At 74.1% G+C, this 19,754-nt stretch carries 13 protein-coding genes; 11 read left to right on the top strand and 2 right to left on the bottom strand.

The features are described from left to right. The first annotated feature begins 219 nt into the window (after positions 1-219). Positions 220-1,977: a DNA repair protein RecN gene (gene recN, locus CD790_RS22255; RefSeq protein ID WP_186319167.1), complete on the top strand. Its 1,758-nt coding sequence runs from the start codon at positions 220-222 to the stop codon at positions 1,975-1,977. 418 nt (positions 1,978-2,395) lie between these two features. Beyond that, positions 2,396-3,523: a glycosyltransferase family 4 protein gene (locus tag CD790_RS22250; protein WP_260867773.1), complete on the top strand. Its 1,128-nt coding sequence runs from the start codon at positions 2,396-2,398 to the stop codon at positions 3,521-3,523. A gap of 639 nt (positions 3,524-4,162) precedes the next feature. On the opposite strand, the gene CD790_RS22245 is transcribed toward CD790_RS22250, so the two are convergent. Next, positions 4,163-5,995: a PucR family transcriptional regulator gene (locus CD790_RS22245; protein WP_144385055.1), complete on the bottom strand. Its 1,833-nt coding sequence runs from the start codon at positions 5,993-5,995 to the stop codon at positions 4,163-4,165. 4 nt (positions 5,996-5,999) lie between these two features. Then, positions 6,000-7,808 (bottom strand): glycoside hydrolase family 15 protein, encoded by a 1,809-nt coding sequence (locus tag CD790_RS22240; protein WP_144385105.1) that lies wholly within the window; start codon positions 7,806-7,808, stop codon positions 6,000-6,002. 486 nt (positions 7,809-8,294) lie between these two features. On the opposite strand from CD790_RS22240, the gene CD790_RS22235 reads away from it, so the two are divergent. From CD790_RS22235 to CD790_RS22195, 9 genes are all read left to right on the top strand, one after another. Continuing rightward, a complete protein-coding gene (locus CD790_RS22235; protein WP_144385054.1) occupies positions 8,295-9,956 on the top strand; it encodes a CTP synthase in 1,662 nt (553 codons plus the stop codon). A gap of 109 nt (positions 9,957-10,065) precedes the next feature. Beyond that, positions 10,066-10,695: an NUDIX hydrolase gene (locus CD790_RS22230; protein WP_144385053.1), complete on the top strand. Its 630-nt coding sequence runs from the start codon at positions 10,066-10,068 to the stop codon at positions 10,693-10,695. 206 nt (positions 10,696-10,901) lie between these two features. Then, the gene (locus CD790_RS22225) at positions 10,902-13,346 is read left to right on the top strand and encodes a tetratricopeptide repeat protein (RefSeq protein WP_399218043.1); all 2,445 of its coding nucleotides are present in this window, start codon (positions 10,902-10,904) and stop codon (positions 13,344-13,346) included. Between the two features lie 131 nt (positions 13,347-13,477). Continuing rightward, positions 13,478-14,593, top strand: a complete 1,116-nt coding sequence (gene ald, locus CD790_RS22220; protein WP_144385104.1) for an alanine dehydrogenase — start codon at positions 13,478-13,480, stop codon at positions 14,591-14,593. A 512-nt stretch (positions 14,594-15,105) separates the two neighbouring features. Then, a complete protein-coding gene (locus CD790_RS22215; RefSeq protein WP_399218041.1) occupies positions 15,106-16,119 on the top strand; it encodes a ParA family protein in 1,014 nt (337 codons plus the stop codon). Beyond that, a complete protein-coding gene (locus CD790_RS22210) occupies positions 16,104-16,676 on the top strand; it encodes a hypothetical protein (protein WP_144385050.1) in 573 nt (190 codons plus the stop codon). The genes CD790_RS22215 and CD790_RS22210 overlap by 16 nt, the downstream gene beginning before the upstream one ends. A gap of 76 nt (positions 16,677-16,752) precedes the next feature. Continuing rightward, complete coding sequence (locus CD790_RS22205; RefSeq protein WP_260867772.1) at positions 16,753-17,943, top strand: ScpA family protein; 1,191 nt, start codon at positions 16,753-16,755, stop codon at positions 17,941-17,943. Further along, a complete protein-coding gene (gene scpB, locus CD790_RS22200; protein ID WP_144385049.1) occupies positions 17,940-18,572 on the top strand; it encodes an SMC-Scp complex subunit ScpB in 633 nt (210 codons plus the stop codon). The genes CD790_RS22205 and scpB overlap by 4 nt, the downstream gene beginning before the upstream one ends. Beyond that, complete coding sequence (locus CD790_RS22195; protein ID WP_144385048.1) at positions 18,572-19,663, top strand: pseudouridine synthase; 1,092 nt, start codon at positions 18,572-18,574, stop codon at positions 19,661-19,663. The genes scpB and CD790_RS22195 overlap by 1 nt, the downstream gene beginning before the upstream one ends. The last annotated feature ends 91 nt before the right edge of the window (positions 19,664-19,754 follow it).

Below are 19,754 nucleotides of genomic sequence, written 5' to 3'. Positions count from 1 at the left end.
CCGCTCCGCCGGGCGCGGCCGGAGACCGTTCACCCACTGAGGGGGTTCGAGGCCGCCGGTGCGCCGCCAAGGCGGCGCTCTCCCGCGCCTTCCCGTCGACCGCCGCCGGCGCCGTGATCAGCGCCGGAGCGGCCCGGAGGCCGGGGCGGCCGCGCGGTGGAGCCGGTCCGGCCCGGCGCCACGCCGGCACCCCGTCGCCGGCCGGGCCGGAAACCTCGTATGGTCTTGGGCGTGCTGGAGGAGATGCGGATACGTGCGCTGGGCGTCATCGACGACGCGGTGGTGGAGCTCTCGCCCGGATTCACCGCGGTGACCGGTGAGACGGGCGCGGGCAAGACCATGGTGGTGACCAGCCTGGGCCTGTTGCTGGGCGGACGGGCCGACGCCGGTCTGGTGCGGATCGGGGCGAAGTCGGCCGTCGTGGAGGGCCGGATCGCGGTCGACCGGCGGTCCTCGGTCGCCGTACGGGCCGAGGAGGCCGGGGCCGAGCTGGACGACGGCGCGCTGCTGATCAGCCGGACGCTCTCCGCGGAAGGACGCTCGCGCGCCCACGTGGGCGGCCGCGCGGTCCCCGTGGGGCTGCTGAGCGAGCTGGCCGACGAGCTCGTCGCCGTCCACGGGCAGACCGACCAGCAGGGCCTGCTGCGCCCCGCCCGGCAGCGCCAGGCGCTGGACCGCTACGCGGGCGCCGCGGTCGCCGGGCCGCTGGAGAAGTACGCGGCCGCCTACGGCCGGCTGCGCGCCGTCTCCGCCGAGCTGGACGAGCTGACCACCCGGGCCCGGGAACGCGCCCAGGAGGCCGATCTGCTGCGCTTCGGCCTGGACGAGATCGCCGCCGCCGAACCCCTGCCGGGCGAGGACGCCGAGCTCGCCGCCGAGGCGGAGCGGCTGGGCCACGCCGAGGCGCTCGCCTCCGCCGCGACCGCCGCGCACACCGCGCTCGCCGGCGACCCCGAGGACCTCGAGGGGGTGGACGCGGCCACGCTGGTGGCCGGCGCCCACCGCGCCCTGGAGTCCGTGCGCTCCCACGACCCGGCGCTGGCGGCGCTGGCCGACCGGGTCGGCGAGATCGGCATCCTGCTCTCCGACGCGGCGGGCGAACTGGCCGGGTACGCCGACGACCTGGACGCCGACCCGCGCCGGCTGGCCGCCGTCGAGGAGCGCCGGGCGACGCTCACCCACCTGACGCGCAAGTACGGCGAGAGTGTCGCGGACGTGCTCGCCTGGGCCGAGCGGGGGGCCGCCCGACTGGCCGAACTGGACGGCGACGACGACCGCATCGGTGAGCTGACCGCGGAGCGCGACGCCCTCCGCGCGGAGCTGGGCACCCTGGCGCAGACCCTCACCGACGCCCGTACGGAGGCGGCCGGCCGCTTCGCCGAGGCCGTCACCGCCGAACTGGCGGAGCTGGCCATGCCGCACGCGCGGGTCAGCTTCGAGATCCGGCAGACCGAGTCGGCCGACGAGACCGCGGGCATCGAGGTCGGCGGCCGTCCGGTGCTCTACGGGCCGCAGGGGGCCGACGAGGTCGAGCTGCTGCTCGCCCCGCACCCCGGCGCCGTCCCCCGCCCCATCGCCAAGGGCGCCTCCGGCGGTGAGCTCTCCCGCGTGATGCTGGCCGTCGAGGTCGTGTTCGCCGGCTCCGACCCGGTGCCCACGTACCTCTTCGACGAGGTGGACGCGGGCGTCGGCGGCAAGGCCGCGGTCGAGATCGGCCGCCGGCTGGCCCGGCTCGCCCAGTCCGCGCAGGTCGTCGTCGTCACCCACCTCCCGCAGGTGGCCGCCTTCGCCGACCGGCACCTGGTGGTCGAGAAGACCAACGACGGCTCCGTCACGCGCAGCGGCGTCCAGGCCATGGAGGGCGAGGACCGCGTCCGCGAACTCTCCCGCATGCTCGCCGGCCAGGAGGACTCCCAACTGGCCCGCGCCCACGCCGAGGAGCTGCTGGCGGCGGCCCGCGCGACCCACGCGCGCTGACCGTCACGGCGCGGCCCCCCCCGAGTCGCCCGCCGTCTCACGCCCGTGGCGCACACGCCGGCCCCGGGGCTCCGGCGCTGCTTCCACACACCGGAAGCCGCCGTCCGGCGCGGCGGTTCGACGGCCGGAACGCCCCGTCCGCCCCCGCCCCCGCCCGGGAAGTCCACGCGGGTGCCGTCCGGCGGTGCCGACTCCCACGTCAGAGGCGGCACGGGCGGCGTGCCGCGTCGCTCGTGCGGGTGGGGCGCCCGGTCGCGTCGGACGGGCCCGGGGGCGCAGCGGACGGGGCCGTTGCATCGGGGCGGTCACCGGAACTGGCATCCTGGGCGAGGCGCTCCGTGCCGTTCCCGCATCGCCGGAGGCCGCCTACGCCACCCGCCCAGCGCCACCTGACACCAGCCAGGGGAGTCCAGCCCGCGTGAGCAGCACCGTGAGCAGCACACCGGTTCCGCCGCACGGGCAGTCGCCGCTGCACGCCGTGCAGGTGCTGGGCAGCGGAGCCTGGGGCAGCGGGGTGCATGTGCGCTCGCTCGCGGCCGGCCTGGTGGCGCGCGGGCTGCGGGTGACGGTGTGCGCGCCCTGGAGCGCCGAGCAGGGGTACGGCTTCACCGCGGCCGGCGCCCGCTTCTCCCCGGTCGATGCCCGCACCGGCGCCGGCGATGTGGCGGCCCTGCGCGCGGCCTGCTCCGGGGCCGGGTTGGTGCACGCCCACGGTGTACGGTCCGGGCTGCTGGCCGCGCTCGCGCTCCAGGGCCGGTCCACCCCGCTGATCGTCACCTGGCACGCCCGCGGCCGCCCCGCCGGCCGTCGCGAGCACCTGGCCCGAGTGGTGGAGCGGAGGGTGGCGCGTGCCGCCGCTGTGGTGCTCGGGGCCTCCTCCGACCTGGTGGACCGGGCCCGCGCCCGGGGCGCCCGCGACGCCCGGCTCGCCCCGGTCGCCGTGCCCGCGCGGCCTCCGGCCCCGGACCGCGGGGACGACTGGTGGCACAAGACCCGCGCCGACCTCGGCGCGGTGGAACGGCCGCTGCTGCTCTCGGTGGGCCGGCTGGAGGCCGACGCCGGCTTCGACCCGCTGCTCGACGCCGCCCACGCCTGGCGCGACCTCGATCCGCAGCCGCTGCTGGCGGTCGCCGGCGAGGGCCGGGACCGGGCGGCGCTGCAACGGCGGATCGACGACGAGGGCCTGCCGGTGCGGCTGCTGGGCCGGCGCGACGATGTGCCGGAGCTGCTGGCGGCGGCCGACATGGCGGTGCTGTCCAGCCCCTGGGAGGCGCGCTCGCTGCTCGCCCAGGAGGCGCTGCACGCCGGGGTGCCGCTGGTGGCCACCGCGGTGGGCGGCGTCCCCGACCTGGTCGGCGAGGCCGCCGAACTCGTCCCCTACGGGAGTCCCGAAGCCCTCGCCGCCGCCGTGCTCCGGCTCCTCTCCGACCCGGCCCGCCGTGCCGAACTCGCCGCCGCCGGCCTCGCCCAGGCCGCCGGCTGGCCCACCGAGGACGACACCGTCGCCCATGTGCTGCGTGTCTACGACGAGGTCGCCCAACGCTGACCGGGCCCGGCGCCGAACCGCCCGACCCGGAACCGGCCCCGCCGCATCCCCGCATCCCGCTTCGAACACCCGTGTCGAACCTTGTTTCGCATCCCGTGCCGAAAGCTGGCCCGAATCCGTCTGGCGGACGGCTGAAAACAACCCCGGGCCCGGCCCGGACAAGGCCGAGGGCCGCCCCGAAGCCCCACCCGACGGCCGCGAAACCGGCCCCGGATTCATCCCCAGGAGTGACCCGGATCCAGCCAACCCACGCGCCAACGCGCCCGCCGGCCCATGCCGGGACGCGGGACGCGCTGGTGGGACCGGAGCGGTGAAGCCGGCACACGCCGACCTGTCGGCCCGCTGGCGGGGTGGATCGGAGGTCAGGAGAGAGAGACGGCCGCGGGCGCCGGCGCGAGCGAGACCGGGATCGGCACCCCCCTGCGTGCACGCGCAAGGTAGGCCGGGCCCCGGCCGCGGGCGGCCGGGTCACCCACGTGTGGGCCCGCGCGCGAAGAGTACGAAGCCAGGAAGTGGTGGGGCACCCGCGCGTGCGCACGCGCGAGGGTTCGAACAGACCTCAGCCGGTCGGTTCGGAGGGGACACCCGCGCGTGCGCACGCGCGAGGCCCGGGGGTTCACTCGGGGCGGTGGCGGTCGGTCACTGGACGTGTCGGCGGGCCTGGAGGGCCAGGCCGAGGGCGAGGACGGTCTGCGGGTCCTCCAGGTCGCTGCCGAGCAGCCGGGCGATGCGGGCCAGCCGGTCGTAGAGGGTCTGCCGGTTGAGGTGCAGCTCGCGCGCGGTCTCCGCCTTGCGGCCGGCGTGCGCCAGATACGCCTCCAGCGTGGGGATCAGCGGCGGCCGGGCGGTGCGGTCATGGGCCAGCAGCGGGCCGATCACCCGGTCCACGAACGCCGCCAGGTCGCCGTGCTCGCGCAGTCGCCACAGCAATACGTCGACTTCCGTGCGCCGCACATCGTGCCAGGGCCGGTCGGCCAGCCCCTGGGCCGCGTTGGCCGCCTCGGCCGCGTGCCGCAGCTCGGCGCCGACCGCCGCCCAGTCGCCCGCGACGCCCACGACCACCACCGGCGGGCGGGAGCCGGCCCGCTCCGGCCAGGCCCGCGCCACCCCGGCGCGCAGCGCGGCGGCGACCCGGTCGGCGACCGCGCCGCGCTCGGCCGCGTCGCGCAGCCCGACCAGCAGCGGCATCCGGCCCTCCGGGAGTCGCACGCCCATGAGCACCGGTGCGCCCACCGCCGAGAGCTCCTCGTGCACGGCGTGGGCCAGGGCCGCCCAGCTCTCCCCGGGGGCGCCCGCCGGGCCCGCCCCGGGCAGGCCGGAGCCCACGCGCATCACCATCGGCAGCAGCGGGCCGTCCCCTGGCGGGCGGAAGCCCAACACCCGGGCCTGCGCGGGCGCGTCCGCCGGTTCGATGCGCTCCTCCGCCAGGTCGGTGAGGAAGTCGCCGCGGCCGCGCGCGGCCAGCTCCTCCTCCTGGCGCGCCTGGAGGAGGACCACCGCGAGCAGGTCCGCCGTCCGCTCCGCCGCGATCCGGTGCACCGCGGCGAGCGGCCGCGCGACCGGCAGCACGGTCAACCTGGCCCGTACGGCGCCGGGGCCACCGCCCGGACCGCCGCCGGGGACGTCCGCGACCACGCTGCCGGCGGGCGGTTCCGGCCGGCGGTCGGCGCGCTGCGCCCGCAGCCCGTCCCACACCTGGAGCGGGTCGGCCGTGCCCGGCTGGGCCGCGGGACCGGGACCGGCCGCGTACAGCAGCAGCCCGTCGGGCGTCTCCAGGAAGACCGGGTTGCCGGCGAAGGCCGCCAGCAGGCGCAGGATCTCCGGCACCCCGCCGCCGCGCAGCAACGCCTGGGTGCACCGGCGGTGCACCTCCTCGGCGCGGCGCAGCAGTGCGTAGTGCTCGTTGACGATCTCGGTGTGGATCTCCTCGGTGACCGCCACGAACGGCACCTCGCGGTGCAGCTGGACCAGCGGCAGCCCATGGGAGCGGGCCGTGTCGACCACCGCGGCGGGCAGCGTGGTGAAGCGTGAGCCCAGCTCCACCACCAACGCGGCGATGTCCCGCTCGGCGAGGGTGCGGACGAAGGCGCGCTGCTCGGCCGGGCGGGGCCCCAGCCCGAGCCCCGTGGTCAGCAGCAGCTCGCCGCCCTTGAGCAGGGAGGCGATGTTGGGGGTCTCGCCGGCGTGCGCCCAGCGCACCGGGCGGGACAGCCGGTCGCCGGCGACCAGCACCTCGGGGAGGCCGCGGCGCAGCGCGGGCAGCTCCAGCGCCCGCGCCACGGTGATCGTGCCCTGGGTGATGGCCGCCGGTGCCTCCGGTGCCCCCGAACCGGCTCGGGAGGCCCCGGCCGGGTCGGTCCCGTCCCGGGAGCCTTCGTCGGGGGAGGCCGCCGCCGAAGCGCGCGCGTCCGGCGATCCGGTGAGGGCCGCGTCTCCGGAGCCGGATCGAGCGCTCTCGCGCCCAGCGTGCATACGGTCAGCCGCCGTAGGCGCCGGAGGCGGTCAGCCGCAGCGCGGTGTCGATCAGCGGCACGTGGCTGAACGCCTGGGGAAAGTTGCCCACCTGGCGCTGGAGCCGCGGGTCCCACTCCTCGGCGAGCAGCCCGAGGTCGTTGCGGAGCGACAGCAGCTTCTCGAACAGCTTCCGGGCCTCGTCGACCCGGCCGATCATCGCCAGGTCGTCGGCGAGCCAGAACGAGCAGGCCAGGAAGGCCCCCTCGTCGCCCTCCAGGCCGTCCACCCCGGCCTCCTCACCGGCCGTCGGGTAGCGGAGCACGAAGCCGTCGGAGGTGGACAGCTCGCGCTGGATGGCCTCGATGGTGCCGATGACTCTCTTGTCGTCCGGCGGCAGGAAGCCCATCTGCGGGATGAGCAGCAGCGAGGCGTCGAGCTCCTTGGAGCCGTAGGACTGGGTAAAGGTGTTGCGCTGCGGGTCGTAGCCCTTCTCGCAGACGTCCCGGTGGATCTCGTCGCGCAGCTCGCGCCAGCGGTCCAGCGGTCCGTCCACGTCGCCGGACTCGATCAGCTTGATGGTGCGGTCGACGGCGACCCAGGCCATCACCTTGGAGTGCACGAAGTGCCGGCGCGGCCCGCGCACCTCCCAGATGCCCTCGTCCGGCTCGTCCCAGTGGTCCTCGAGGTAGTTGATCAGCTTCAGCTGGAGCAGCGAGGCGTAGTCGTTGCGGGCGAGCCCGGTCATGTGCGCCAGGTGCAGCGCCTCGGTGACCTCGCCGTAGACGTCGAGCTGGAGCTGGCCGGCCGCGCCGTTGCCGATCCGCACCGGGCGCGAGCCCTCGTAGCCGGGGAGCCAGGACAGCTCGGCCTCCGCGAGCTCCCGCTCGCCCGCGATGCCGTACATGATCTGGAGGTTCTCCGGGTCGCCGGCGACCGCGCGGAGCAGCCACTCGCGCCAGGCGCGGGCCTCCTCGCGGTAGCCGGTGCGCAGCAGCGAGGAGAGGGTGATCGCCGCGTCCCGCAACCAGGTGAAGCGGTAGTCCCAGTTGCGGGAGCCGCCGATGTCCTCCGGCAGGGAGGTGGTGGGCGCCGCGACGATGCCGCCGGTGGGCGCGTAGGTGAGCGCCTTGAGCGTGATCAGCGAGCGGACCACCGCGTCGCGGTAGGGGCCGTGGTAGGTGCAGTGCTCGACCCACTCGCGCCAGAACTCCTCGGTCGCCTCCAGCGAGCCCTCGGGGTCGGGCAGGGCCGGCGGCTCCTTGTGGGAGGGCTGCCAGCTGATGGTGAAGGCGATGCGGTCGCCGGGGGCGACGGTGAAGTCGGAGTAGGTGGTCAGGTTCTTGCCGTAGGTGTCGGCCTCGGTGTCCAGCCACACCGAGTCGGGCCCGGCGACGGCGACGGTCCGGTTGTCGATCTTGTGTACCCAGGGCACGACCCAGCCGTAGGAGAAGCGCATCCGCAGCGCGGAGCGCATCGGCACCCGCCCGCTGACCCCCTCCACGATGCGGATCAGCTGCGGGGCGCCGTCACGTGGCGGCATGAAGTCGATGACGCGCACCGTGCCCCGCGGGGTGTCCCACTCCGACTCCAGCACCAGGGAGTCGCCGCGGTAGCGCCGACGGTCGGCCTGCGGCGGGGTGGATCCGGTGGCGTGCGCGGGACCCAGCCGCCAGAAACCGTGCTCCTCGGTGCCCAGCAGGCCGGCGAAGACGGCATGCGAGTCGAAGCGCGGCAGACACAGCCAGTCCACCGTGCCGTCCCGGCAGACCAGGGCGGCGGTCTGCATATCACCGATGAGTGCGTAGTCCTCGATGCGCCCGGCCACGTGCATCCCCATTCGAACGGCCTCGCCCCGCGGGGCGCTCTTGCGGTCTCGGAGTTACTCGACGAGCTCTTCTTCCGGGGCGTACAGGTGGATGCCTTGTAGGTGCCTTGCCGGCCGCGGCTCGCAGCATGTGTCCGAGCAGGATACGACGGAGAACAGAGATCCGCTGGAGCCGTCCCACATCGTGGCTTCATCCCGGATCGACCGTTCGAGTGGCCGAACAGAACCGGCTCTCCGGGCGCGTTCCCGCACGGATTTTCGGCCCGTGTCCCGCGCGTGTCCCCGCGCCCGTCCAGGCTCGCACCCCAGGGCCCGCACACCCTCCGCACACCCTTCACACGCGTCACCGGACGCGACCGCTCCAGGGCGCTGATACCCTGGTAGCCCGTGGACCGGTGGGCGCAAAACCCCCGAACCGCAGCGTCGGCACCCCCGGAAACTCCGGGCCGGAGGCCGCACCGCACGTCACCTCGCGACCACGGGAGCCCCCTCTTGGCACTTGCCACTAAGCCCACGACGACCAAGCACATCTTCGTCACCGGGGGTGTCGCTTCCTCACTCGGCAAGGGGCTCACCGCCTCCAGCCTGGGTGCGCTGCTCAAGGCGCGCGGCCTGCGGGTCACCATGCAGAAGCTGGACCCGTACCTGAACGTCGACCCCGGCACGATGAACCCGTTCCAGCACGGCGAGGTCTTCGTCACCAACGACGGCGCCGAGACCGACCTGGACATCGGCCACTACGAGCGCTTCCTCGACGTCGACCTGGACGGCTCCGCGAACGTCACCACCGGCCAGGTGTACTCGCAGGTCATCGCCAAGGAGCGGCGCGGCGAGTACCTCGGCGACACGGTGCAGGTCATCCCGCACATCACCAACGAGATCAAGCACCGCATCCGGCGTATGGCCACCGACGACGTCGACGTCGTCATCACCGAGGTGGGCGGCACCGTGGGCGACATCGAGTCGCTGCCGTTCCTGGAGACCGTGCGCCAGGTCCGCCACGAGGTCGGTCGGGACAACGTCTTCGTCGTCCACATCTCGCTGCTGCCGTACATCGGCCCGTCCGGCGAGCTGAAGACCAAGCCGACCCAGCACTCGGTGGCCGCGCTGCGCAACATCGGCATCCAGCCGGACGCCATCGTGCTGCGCGCCGACCGTGACGTCCCGACCTCCATCAAGCGCAAGATCTCGCTGATGTGCGACGTGGACGAGGCCGCCGTGGTCGCGGCGATCGACGCCAAGTCGATCTACGACATCCCGAAGGTGCTGCACACCGAGGGCCTGGACGCGTACGTGGTGCGCAAGCTGGACCTGCCGTTCCGCGACGTCGACTGGACCACCTGGGACGACCTGCTGGACCGCGTCCACAACCCCGATCACGAGGTCACCGTCGCGCTGGTCGGCAAGTACATCGACCTGCCGGACGCCTACCTGTCCGTGACCGAGGCGCTGCGCGCGGGCGGCTTCGCCAACCGCGCCCGGGTCAAGATCAAGTGGGTCACCTCCGACGACTGCAAGACGCCGGCCGGCGCCGCGAAGCAGCTCGGCGACGTCGACGCGATCTGCGTGCCCGGCGGCTTCGGCGAGCGCGGCGTCAACGGCAAGGTCGGGGCGATCACCTTCGCCCGGGAGAACCGGATCCCGCTGCTGGGTCTGTGCCTGGGCCTCCAGTGCATCGTCATCGAGGCGGCCCGGAGCCTCGCCGGCATCGAGGGCGCGAACTCCACCGAGTTCGAGGCCGGCGCGGCCGACCCGGTCATCTCCACCATGGCCGAGCAGATGGACATCGTCGCCGGCGAGGGCGACATGGGCGGCACCATGCGGCTGGGCATGTACCCGGCCAAGCTCGCCGAGGGCTCGATCGTCCGCGAGGTCTACGGCAACGAGCCCTACGTGGAGGAGCGCCACCGCCACCGCTACGAGGTGAACAACGCCTACCGCGGCGAGCTGGAGAAGAAGGCCGGCATCGTCTTCTCCGGCACCTCCCCGGACAACAAGCTGGTCGAGTACGTGGAGTACCCGCGCGAGGTGCACCCGTACCTGGTCGGCACCCAGGCCCACCCCGAGCTGCGCTCCCGGCCGACCCGGCCGCACCCGCTGTTCGCCGGCCTGGTCAAGGCCGCCGTCGAGCGCCAGCAGGCCGCCGGCGCCTGACGTCCGGACGTTCGGAGCCTGACCGATACGGTGGGTGCCGGGGTGTGGTCCCGTTCCACGGGGCCGCGCCCCGGCACTGCCGTTTGGTGAAAGGACGCTGAGGACGCACATGGGCATTCAGGACACCCCGGAGGAGTGGGAGGTCGTCGAGACCGCCACCCCGTTCACCGGCAACAAGACCGGCGTCCGCACGGACCGCGTCGTCATGCCCGACGGCTCCACCGTCCTGCGCGACTACCAGACCCACCCCGGCTCGGTGGCCGTCGTCGCCGTCGACGACCAGGACCGCGTCCTCGTGCTGCGCCAGTACCGGCACCCGGTGCGGCAGCGGCTCTGGGAGATCCCCGCCGGACTGCTCGACGTCCCCGGCGAGAACCCGCTCCGCGCGGCCCAGCGCGAGCTCTACGAGGAGGCGCACGTCAAGGCCGAGGAGTGGCACGTCCTCACCGACGTCTACACCAGCCCCGGCGGCTGCGACGAGGCCGTACGGATCTTCCTGGCCCGCGACCTCTCCGAGGTCGAGGGCGAGCGCTTCGAGGTCTCCGAGGAGGAGGCCGACATGGAGCTCGCGCGCGTGCCGCTGCCCGAGCTCGTCCGCGGTGTGCTCGCCGGCGAGCTGCACAACACCTGTCTGACGGCGGGCGTGCTCTCCCTCCACGCCGCGCTCTCCACCGGCCTCGGCGTCGACGGCCTGCGCCCGGCGGAGGCCCCCTGGCCGGCCCGGCCCTTCGAGGCGTAGCCGCCCACGGGCCCGGTGCGAGGGCCCGAGCGGGTCGCCGGCCGGATCTCCCTACGGTCTGACGATCCGTAGATCCGTTCAGGTGATGTTTCCGTGCGGGTGTCGGCCGGGAGTGCCGAAGACCTGACGCCGAGTGAACTACGCTCATGCCGACCCTGACCGCACCCGCGGCGGGTGGGAAAGCGCAGGTGGACGGGAGTGAGCCCGTGGCGGAGCAGGTGGTCGGCACGGAGGGGGCCGCAAGGGCGACGCGGAACCGGCGGCCACCCGAACCCGTGCGCCGGGGCGGGGCGGCCGCCCCGCGCCCCGCGGACGCGCCCGCGGAGGCGGAGGCGAGCCCCGGCGACGGCGGGTTCCTGGGACGGGAGCGCGAGCTCGACGCGCTGCGGGCCGACATCGACCGGACCGGCCTCGACACCCTCGCCGGCCGCAAGGCCGCGCGCGGACGCGTGCTGCTCATCGCCGGTCGTCCCGGCTCGGGCCGCACCTCGCTGGCCGAGGCGCTGGTCCGCCGGCTGCGGGGCGACTACCCGGACGGGCTGCTGCGGGCCCGGCTGACCACCTCCGGCGGCACCCCGGTGCCCCCCGCCCGCCCCGCGCGGGACTTCCTCGCCACCCTCGGTGTCACCGCCCCGCCCGGGGCGCGCGAGGACGAGCTCTCCGCGCTGCTGCGCGAGGCCCTCGCCGGGCGGCGGATGATCCTGCTGCTCGACGACGCCGGCAGCGCGGAACAGGTGGACGCGCTGTTGCCGGACGCCCCCCACTGCCTGGTCGTCGCCGTCTCGCGCGGGCCGCTGACCGGCATCCCGGACGTACGGCCCTGCACCCTGGGCGGGCTGCCCGAGGCGGCCGGCGTGGAGCTGCTCAGCCGGCGCGCCGGATCCACCCGGATCACCAACGACCCGCAGGCGGCCGAGGCCGTGGTGCGGCTGTGCGACGCGCAGCCCGCCGCGCTGGTGCTCGCCGGCGGCTGGCTCGCCGCCCGGCCCAAGGCGTCCGTGGCCGACCTCGCCCGACGGCTGCGCGCCCAGCAGGCCGGCGCCGAGGACCAGGGCGCGCGACCGCTGGCCCGCGCCTTCCGGCTCGTCTACGAGGAGCTGCCGGAACCGGCGGCCCGCATGCTCCGGCTGCTCGCGCTCGCCCCCGACGGCACCGTCGACGCCGTCACCGCCTCCGCGCTCGCGGGCTGCTCCGTGCCGATCGCCCAGGGCGCGCTGGAGGACTTCACCGCCCTGGGCCTGCTGACGGCGCTGCCCCGCCCGGAGCGGGCCGGTAACGGGGCGGCGGCCGGTGGCGGGGATCCCGTCGCCGCCCCCCACACCGCCGGGCCCGCGCGGGAGCCGTCCGCGGACTCCGTCGCCCGCCACCGCGTGCCGGGGTGCCTGGAGCCGCTGCTCCGGGCGGAGCTGGAACGGGAGCGTTCGGGGGAGGTGGAACTGGCGCGGGCGCGGATGCTGGAGCGGACGGTGCGTCTGCTGTACGCGTGCCGGCTGGCGGCCCGCCCCGGTGACCGGGCGGCGCGGGAGAAGCTCGCCGGGCTGCCCCGGGCGCTGCGGTTCCCCTCGCCGCAGGCGGCCGAGGGCTGGCTGACGGAGCGGCTGCCGGAGCTGATCGAGGGCGCCCGGCTGGCGGTCGCCGACGGCGAACTGGACACACTGGCCCGCCGGTTGCTCTCGGGCCTGACGCAGGCGCTGGCCGCGCACCGGGGCACCGAGGCCGCCGCGCCCGAGCTGTACGGGCTGCACCAGCTGGTGCTCGACGTGGCCCGCCGCCGCGAACTGGAGCTGGAGGAGGCGGCCGCGCTGCTCAACCTCGGCGACCTGGACGCGCGGGCGGGACGGACCCGGGAGGCGCTGGTCCGCTACAAGGAGGCGCTGGAGGCCGCGCGGGTCGTGGGCGACCCGTACGCGACCGGACGTTCGTTGGAGTCCATCGGCAGCACCTACCAGGAACTGGGGGACTGGCACCGCGCCGCCGACTGGTACGGGAGGGCGCTGGCGCTGCGCCTGTCGCGGGGCGAACTGGCCGACGAGGCGCGGCTGTACGGACGTCTGGGGGCCGTGCGCACCTACGCCGGGCAGTGGGGCGAGGCGCTCCGCGACTGGCGGGCCGCGGCCGCCGTGTGCCGTCGGCTCGGCGATCTGCCGGGCCACGCGCGGGCGTTGAGTGAGACCGCGCGGGTGCAGGAGTACGCCGGCCGGCCGCACGAGGCGCTGCGCACCTGCCTGGAGGCGATCGAGGCGGCCCGGCGCGCGGAGGACGTACGGCTTCAGGCGGCGGTGCGGCTGCGGGCCGCCGACACCCTGGAGCGGCTGGGCGACCCGGGGGCGGCCCGGCTGCACCGGGGTGCGGCGGAGCGGCTGCTGGCCGCGGCGGGGGAGGACGGCGACGCGGCGGGCGCGGGGCCGGCGAGCGGGGCGGCGGGGACGCCGGGCGGGGCGGTGGCGGAACCGGAGGCCGCGGCGGGGCAAGCGGAACCCGCGACGAGCCGGGCGGAGGCCCCGGCGGGCCGTGGCGGGAGCGGGTCGGGACGGCCGGCGGGCGGGGCCGTGGCGCGCTCGGGCGCCGCGAGGGCCGCGGCTGGAGAGCCCCGAGCGGAAGGCGAAAACGAGCCGACCTACGAAATCAGTAGTGGCACCGCGAAAGATTGATGCAAACAAAGGCTAGACAGCACGACGTCCTTCATTAAACTGGTCGCACGGCGATCGCCGCTGCCCCTTCCGGCATATTTGTATATGTCCGGTTTTTACCTTAACCCCCAGATTCAAGGACCGTGATCGACGTGAAGGTCGGCATCCCCCGCGAAGTCAAGAACAACGAGTTCCGCGTGGCCATCACGCCCGCCGGCGTGCACGAGCTGGTCCGCAACGGCCACCAGGTCTTCGTTGAGCAGGGCGCCGGCGTCGGCTCCTCGATCGTGGACGAGGAGTACGTCGCCGCCGGTGCGACCATCCTCGGCACCGCGGACGAGGTCTGGGCCACCGCCGACCTGCTGCTGAAGGTCAAGGAGCCGATCGCGGAGGAGTACCACCGCCTCCGCAAGGGCCAGACCCTCTTCACCTACCTCCACCTGGCCGCCTCCCGTGAGTGCACCGACGCCCTGCTGGAGTCCGGCACCACGGCCATCGCCTACGAGACGGTCGAGCTCGCCAACCGCGCGCTGCCGCTGCTCGCCCCGATGTCCGAGGTCGCGGGCCGCCTGGCCCCGCAGGTCGGCGCCTACCACCTGATGGCCTCGGCCGGCGGTCGCGGCGTGCTGCCCGGCGGCGTCCCCGGCGTGGCCCCGGCCAAGGCCGTGGTGATCGGCGGCGGTGTCTCCGGTTGGAACGCGGCCCAGATCGCCGTCGGCATGGGCTTCCACGTGACCCTGCTGGACCGCGACATCAACAAGCTGCGCGAGGCCGACAAGATCTTCGGCACCAAGGTCAAGACGATCGTCTCCAACGCCTTCGAGCTGGAGAAGGCCGTCCTCGAGGCCGACCTGGTCATCGGCGCGGTCCTGATCCCCGGCGCCAAGGCGCCGAAGCTGGTCACCAACGAGCTGGTGTCCCGGATGAAGCCGGGAAGTGTCCTTGTCGACATTGCGATCGACCAGGGCGGCTGCTTCGAGGACTCGCGTCCGACCACGCACGCCGAGCCGACCTTCAAGATTCACAACTCGGTCTTCTACTGCGTCGCCAACATGCCGGGCGCGGTGCCCAACACCTCCACCTACGCGCTGACCAACGCCACGCTGCCCTACATCGTGGAGCTGGCCAACCGGGGCTGGAAGGAGGCGCTGGGCCGCGACGCCGCGCTCGCCAAGGGTCTCAACACCCATGAGGGACAGGTGGTTTACGGTCCGGTCGCCGAGGCGCACGGGCTGCCCTCCATCGAGCTGAACAGCCTCCTGGGCTGATCCGCGTCAACGCGGGGCGTCAACGAGCCCCGTCAACCTGACGCATGCGGCCGGGTCTTGCCGAGTGAGCGGGACCCGGCCGCAGCCATGCCTGAAAAGTCCCTTTTATTCACCGATGGGCCACTTGATCAACTAGCCGCGAATGCCACTCTTTAGCCGTTTAGAGTGCCCGATGAACCAACAGGCTCGGGGTGCTTACGCCCTTGACATCCGGGTGTTCGGTTGCCGACACATCGTGCCGTGTCCGGCGGATTGTGTTGCTGTGAGACGCCGACACGCCATAGAGTCGCCAACCGTCGGCATGGTGTCACGCTGACCAATCTAGAAATTTCCTGGTCACCAAGGAGGTAGGACGACTTGTGAATGAGTCGACATTTTCTCCCGGGGGTGGTCAACCAGGATCGGCTGCGCGGGGCCAGGCACCCTCCGGGCTCTCGGCTGTCGGCTCCGTCGCTGTCCAGACCTTCGCAGCCCACCAGAGCATCATGACGACAGCCCAGCAGAGCCAGAGCATGGACGGCCAACACGTGAACGCCATGGCCGGCGATCAGCGCGGCACGGATCCCGCGCTCGCCGACTACGACGACCTGCCCGACGGTCACTTCTACGACCCGGACGCGGAGTACGAACCGGACCCGGAGTACGCGGCCACCCTCGCGCCGGACGCCGCACGTCAACGCCGCGAGCGGATCGGCCCGACCGGCCGGCCGCTCCCGTACTTCCCGATCCCGGGCCCGCTGACCAACCACGGACCCGCGAAGATCATCGCGATGTGCAACCAGAAGGGCGGAGTCGGCAAGACGACCTCGACCATCAACCTGGGCGCGGCACTCGCGGAGTACGGACGCCGGGTGCTGCTGGTCGACTTCGACCCCCAGGGCGCCCTGTCGGTCGGCCTCGGAGTCAATCCGATGGAGCTGGATCTGACGGTCTACAACCTGCTCATGGAGCGGGGCATGTCGGCCGACGAGGTGCTGCTGAAGACGGCCGTGCCCAACATGGACCTGCTCCCCAGCAATATCGACTTGTCGGCCGCCGAAGTGCAGTTGGTGAGCGAGGTGGCGCGCGAGTCCACCCTGCAGCGGGCGTTGCGGCCGCTGCTGTCCGACTACGACTACATCGTGATCGACTGTCAGCCGTCGCTGGGCCTGCTCACCGTCAACGCGCTGACCGCCGCGCACAAGGTGATCGTGCCGCTGGAGTGCGAGTTCTTCGCCCTGCGCGGTGTGGCGTTGCTCACCGAGACCATCGAGAAGGTCCAGGAGCGGCTCAACCCCGACCTCCAACTGGACGGCATCCTCGCGACGATGTACGACTCGCGCACGGTGCACAGCCGCGAGGTCCTCGCGCGCGTCGTCGAGGCGTTCGACGACCACGTCTACCACACGGTCATCGGCCGTACGGTCCGCTTCCCCGAGACCACCGTCGCGGGCGAGCCGATCACCACGTACGCGTCCAACTCCGTCGGTGCCGCCGCCTATCGCCAGCTCGCCAGGGAGGTGCTCGCCCGGTGTCCCGCCGAGTGAGTCTGCCGGGCGCCGACGAGCTGTTCCGCACCACCGGGGGGATGGCGCTGCAGCCGTCGTCCCCCCGCCGCCAGACGAACGGCGAGGGGCGGGTGCCCGCGCCGGCCGCGGAGAGCGACTCCACGGCCGCGGACGCCGCCGAGGGGGACGCGCCGAAGCCCGCGGTCGCCGCCGGCACGGCCGAGCACGCCGGGCGTGAGGCCGGAGCGCCGGAGGCGCCCGCCGACCGGCGCGCCGCCGCGGAGCGGCCCAAGAGCCGGCAGGCGCCGGACGGCGCGGCCGGACACCCCCAGGCCGGCCCCGGACAGCCGCGCCGCCGCGGACGCGCCGCCAACCGCAGACCCAGTGGCCGCGAGCGCCACGACGAGAAGATCACGGTTTATGTCTCCGCCGAGGAGCTGATGGACCTGGAGCACGCGCGGCTGGTTCTGCGCGGCGAGCACGGACTCGCCGTGGACCGGGGCCGGATCGTGCGCGAGGCGGTCGCCGTCGTCCTCGCCGACCTGGAGTCCCGCGGCGACGCGAGCATCCTCGTACGCCGCCTGCGCGGTCGCTGAGGGGTGCGGCGGGTAGCCTGCCCGCTCGTACGGGTCGCCGGCCCGTCCCGCGCCTCCGCCCCCTGGACCGTCCGCGATGCCCATGAACGCCGCCCCCGCCCCGCCGCCCCGGCCACCTCGCCGAAGCCTCGGGCGCGGCCCGGGCGCCCATCCGCGCGACGCGGAGGCCGCTGACCCGCAAAGGCCCGTCGAAGGCCCGGCCGAGGCGGAGGAGCCGTGCACGGGGCCGGTTCCGGCGCCCTCCAAGGCGCCCCCTACGGTGCCGGCCGAGGCGGAGGAGCACAGCGCCGGGCCCGTCCCCACGCCCCCGGAGGCACCGGACGAGGCGGCGGCGCCCGAGGGCCCGGAGACCGGCGGGCGTTTCACGGTGCGGCTGGACAACTTCGAGGGGCCCTTCGACCTGCTGCTTCAGCTGATCTCCAAGCACCGGTTGGACGTCACGGAGGTCGCGCTGTCCAAGGTGACCGACGAGTTCATGGCGCACATCCGCGCGATGGGCTCGGACTGGGACCTGGACCAGACCACCGAGTTCCTGGTGGTGGCAGCGACCCTGCTGGACCTGAAGGCCGCGCGGCTGCTGCCCGCCGCCGAGGTGGAGGACGAGGCGGACCTGGCGCTGCTGGAGGCCCGGGACCTGCTCTTCGCGCGGCTGCTCCAGTACCGCGCGTACAAGCAGATCGCGGACATCTTCAGCGGGCGGCTGGACGTCGAGGCCCGGCGCCACCCGCGCACCGTGGGCCTGGAGCCGCACCACGCCGAGCTGCTGCCCGAGGTGGTCATCAGCATCGGCGCGGAGGGCTTCGCCCGGCTCGCCGTCAAGGCGATGCAGCCCAGGCCGAAGCCCCAGGTCTACGTCGACCACATCCACGCCCCCCTGGTGAGCGTGCGGGAACAGGCGGAGGTCGTGGTCGCGCGACTGCGGACGGCGGGGGAGGCGAGCTTCCAGGAACTGGTCGAGGACGCGCCGGACACGCTGACCGTCGTGGCGCGCTTCCTGGCCCTGCTGGAGCTCTACCGCGAGAAGGCGGTCACCTTGGACCAGGAGGAGGCGCTGGGCGCGCTCACGGTCCGCTGGGCCGGCGGCGAGGGGGCACAGCCGCGGGTCACCGACGAGTTCGACCGCGAGCCCACCCGGGACGAACCCGATGAACCCGACGAACCCGACGAGGCGCACGAGGCGCACGGGCGGGAGCCCGACCACCGCGAGCGCCGGCAGCCGGGCGGAGCCCCCGTACGAACCCCCGAGCGGCAGGAGGAGACGGCATGAGCGAGCAGCACCCGGAGACGGTCGCCGACCTCGAACTGAAGCCCGCCCTGGAGGCGGTGCTCATGGTCGTCGACGAGCCCGCCACCGAGGACCACCTGGCCAAGGTCCTCCAGCGGTCGCGGCGGGAGGTCGCCGACGCGCTGCGTGCCCTCGCGGACGAGTACACCGTCCAGGGCCGGGGATTCGAGCTGCGGCTCGTCGCCGGCGGCTGGCGCTTCTACAGCCGGCCCGACTACGCCGCCGCCGTCGAGGGCTTCGTCCTGGACGGCCAGCAGGCCCGGCTCACCCAGGCCGCGCTGGAGACCCTGGCGGTGGTCGCCTACCGCCAACCGGTCAGCCGTTCCCGCGTCTCGGCCGTGCGCGGGGTGAACTGCGACGGCGTGATGCGCACCCTTCTCCAGCGGGGTCTGGTGGCCGAGGCGGGCACGGAACCCGAAACAGGTGCGATCCTGTACACGACGACGAACTACTTTCTGGAGCGGATGGGCCTCCGTGGCCTGGACGAGCTCCCGGAGCTCGCGCCCTTCCTCCCGGAGGCGGACGCGATCGAGGCCGAGACGCAAGAGGGTGTGCCGTCGTTCGATCCGGACGCACCGGACACCGACGCAGACGACAAGACGGAACTTTGATGCGAAGCAGCGGCAGCGGCAAGAACAGCGGACGCGGTAACTACCGGGGCGCCGGCAACCAGCGCGACGACAGGCAGGGGCAGCGCCCCCGCCGTCCCCGGCCCGAAGAGCGCCGCTACGACGTCGGCGGCCCCGCCGAGGAGAGCGGCCAGCGCCGCGGTCGTGGCACGGCCGCGCGCGGTGGCGCCAAGGGCGGCCCGAAGGCCCCGCAGAAGCCCCAGGGCGCCCGGCGCGGCGGCCCCCAGAGCGGTCGCGGCGGCGCCCCGGCCCGTTCGCGCGAGCTCGACGCCACGATCGAGCAGCGCAACCGGGACCGGTACGCGAACAAGCCGCAGATCACGACGCCCAAGACCTTCCCCGGCGCGGAGCAGGAGGGCGAGCGCCTGCAGAAGGTCCTCGCCCGCGCCGGCATGGGCTCCCGCCGGGCCTGCGAGGAGCTGATCGACCAGCGCCGCGTCGAGGTCAACGGCGAGATCGTCACGGAGCAGGGGCTCCGCGTGGACCCGGAGAAGGACGAGATCAAGGTCGACGGGCTGACCGTGGCCACCCAGTCGTACCTGTTCTTCGCGCTCAACAAGCCCGCCGGCGTGGTCTCCACCATGGAGGACCCGGACGGCCGCCAGTGCCTCGGCGACTACGTGACCAACCGGGAGACCCGGCTGTTCCACGTCGGCCGCCTGGACACCGAGACCGAGGGCATCATCCTGCTCACCAACCACGGTGAGCTGGCCCACCGCCTCACCCACCCCCGGTACGGCGTGCGCAAGACCTACCTCGCGGCCATCCAGGGCCCGCTCCCGCGCGAGCTGGGCAAGCGGCTCAAGGACGGCATCCCGCTGGAGGACGGCTACGCCCGTGCCGACCACTTCCGCGTGGTCCAGAACACCGGCAAGAACTACCTGGTCGAGGTGAGCCTGCACGAGGGCCGCAAGCACATCGTGCGCCGCATGCTCGCCGAGGCCGGCTTCCCGGTCGACAAGCTGGTCCGCACCCACTTCGGCCCGATCGCGCTCGGCGACCAGAAGTCCGGCTGGCTGCGGCGGCTGACCAACACGGAGGTCGGCATGCTGATGCGCGAGGTCGAGCTCTAGGGACTGCGGGCGACCGTACGGGTGTCGTGCTCCCTGCCGTGGCCCATGGTGGTCGCGGTGGGCGGATGACTCCGCCGGTCAGCACCATCGT

This window comes from Streptomyces sp. SAJ15 (assembly GCF_007595705.1).
GTDB lineage: Bacteria > Actinomycetota > Actinomycetes > Streptomycetales > Streptomycetaceae > Streptomyces.
Note: the sequence above shows the minus strand (reverse complement) of the source record. Positions and strands in the feature narration are given on the sequence as shown.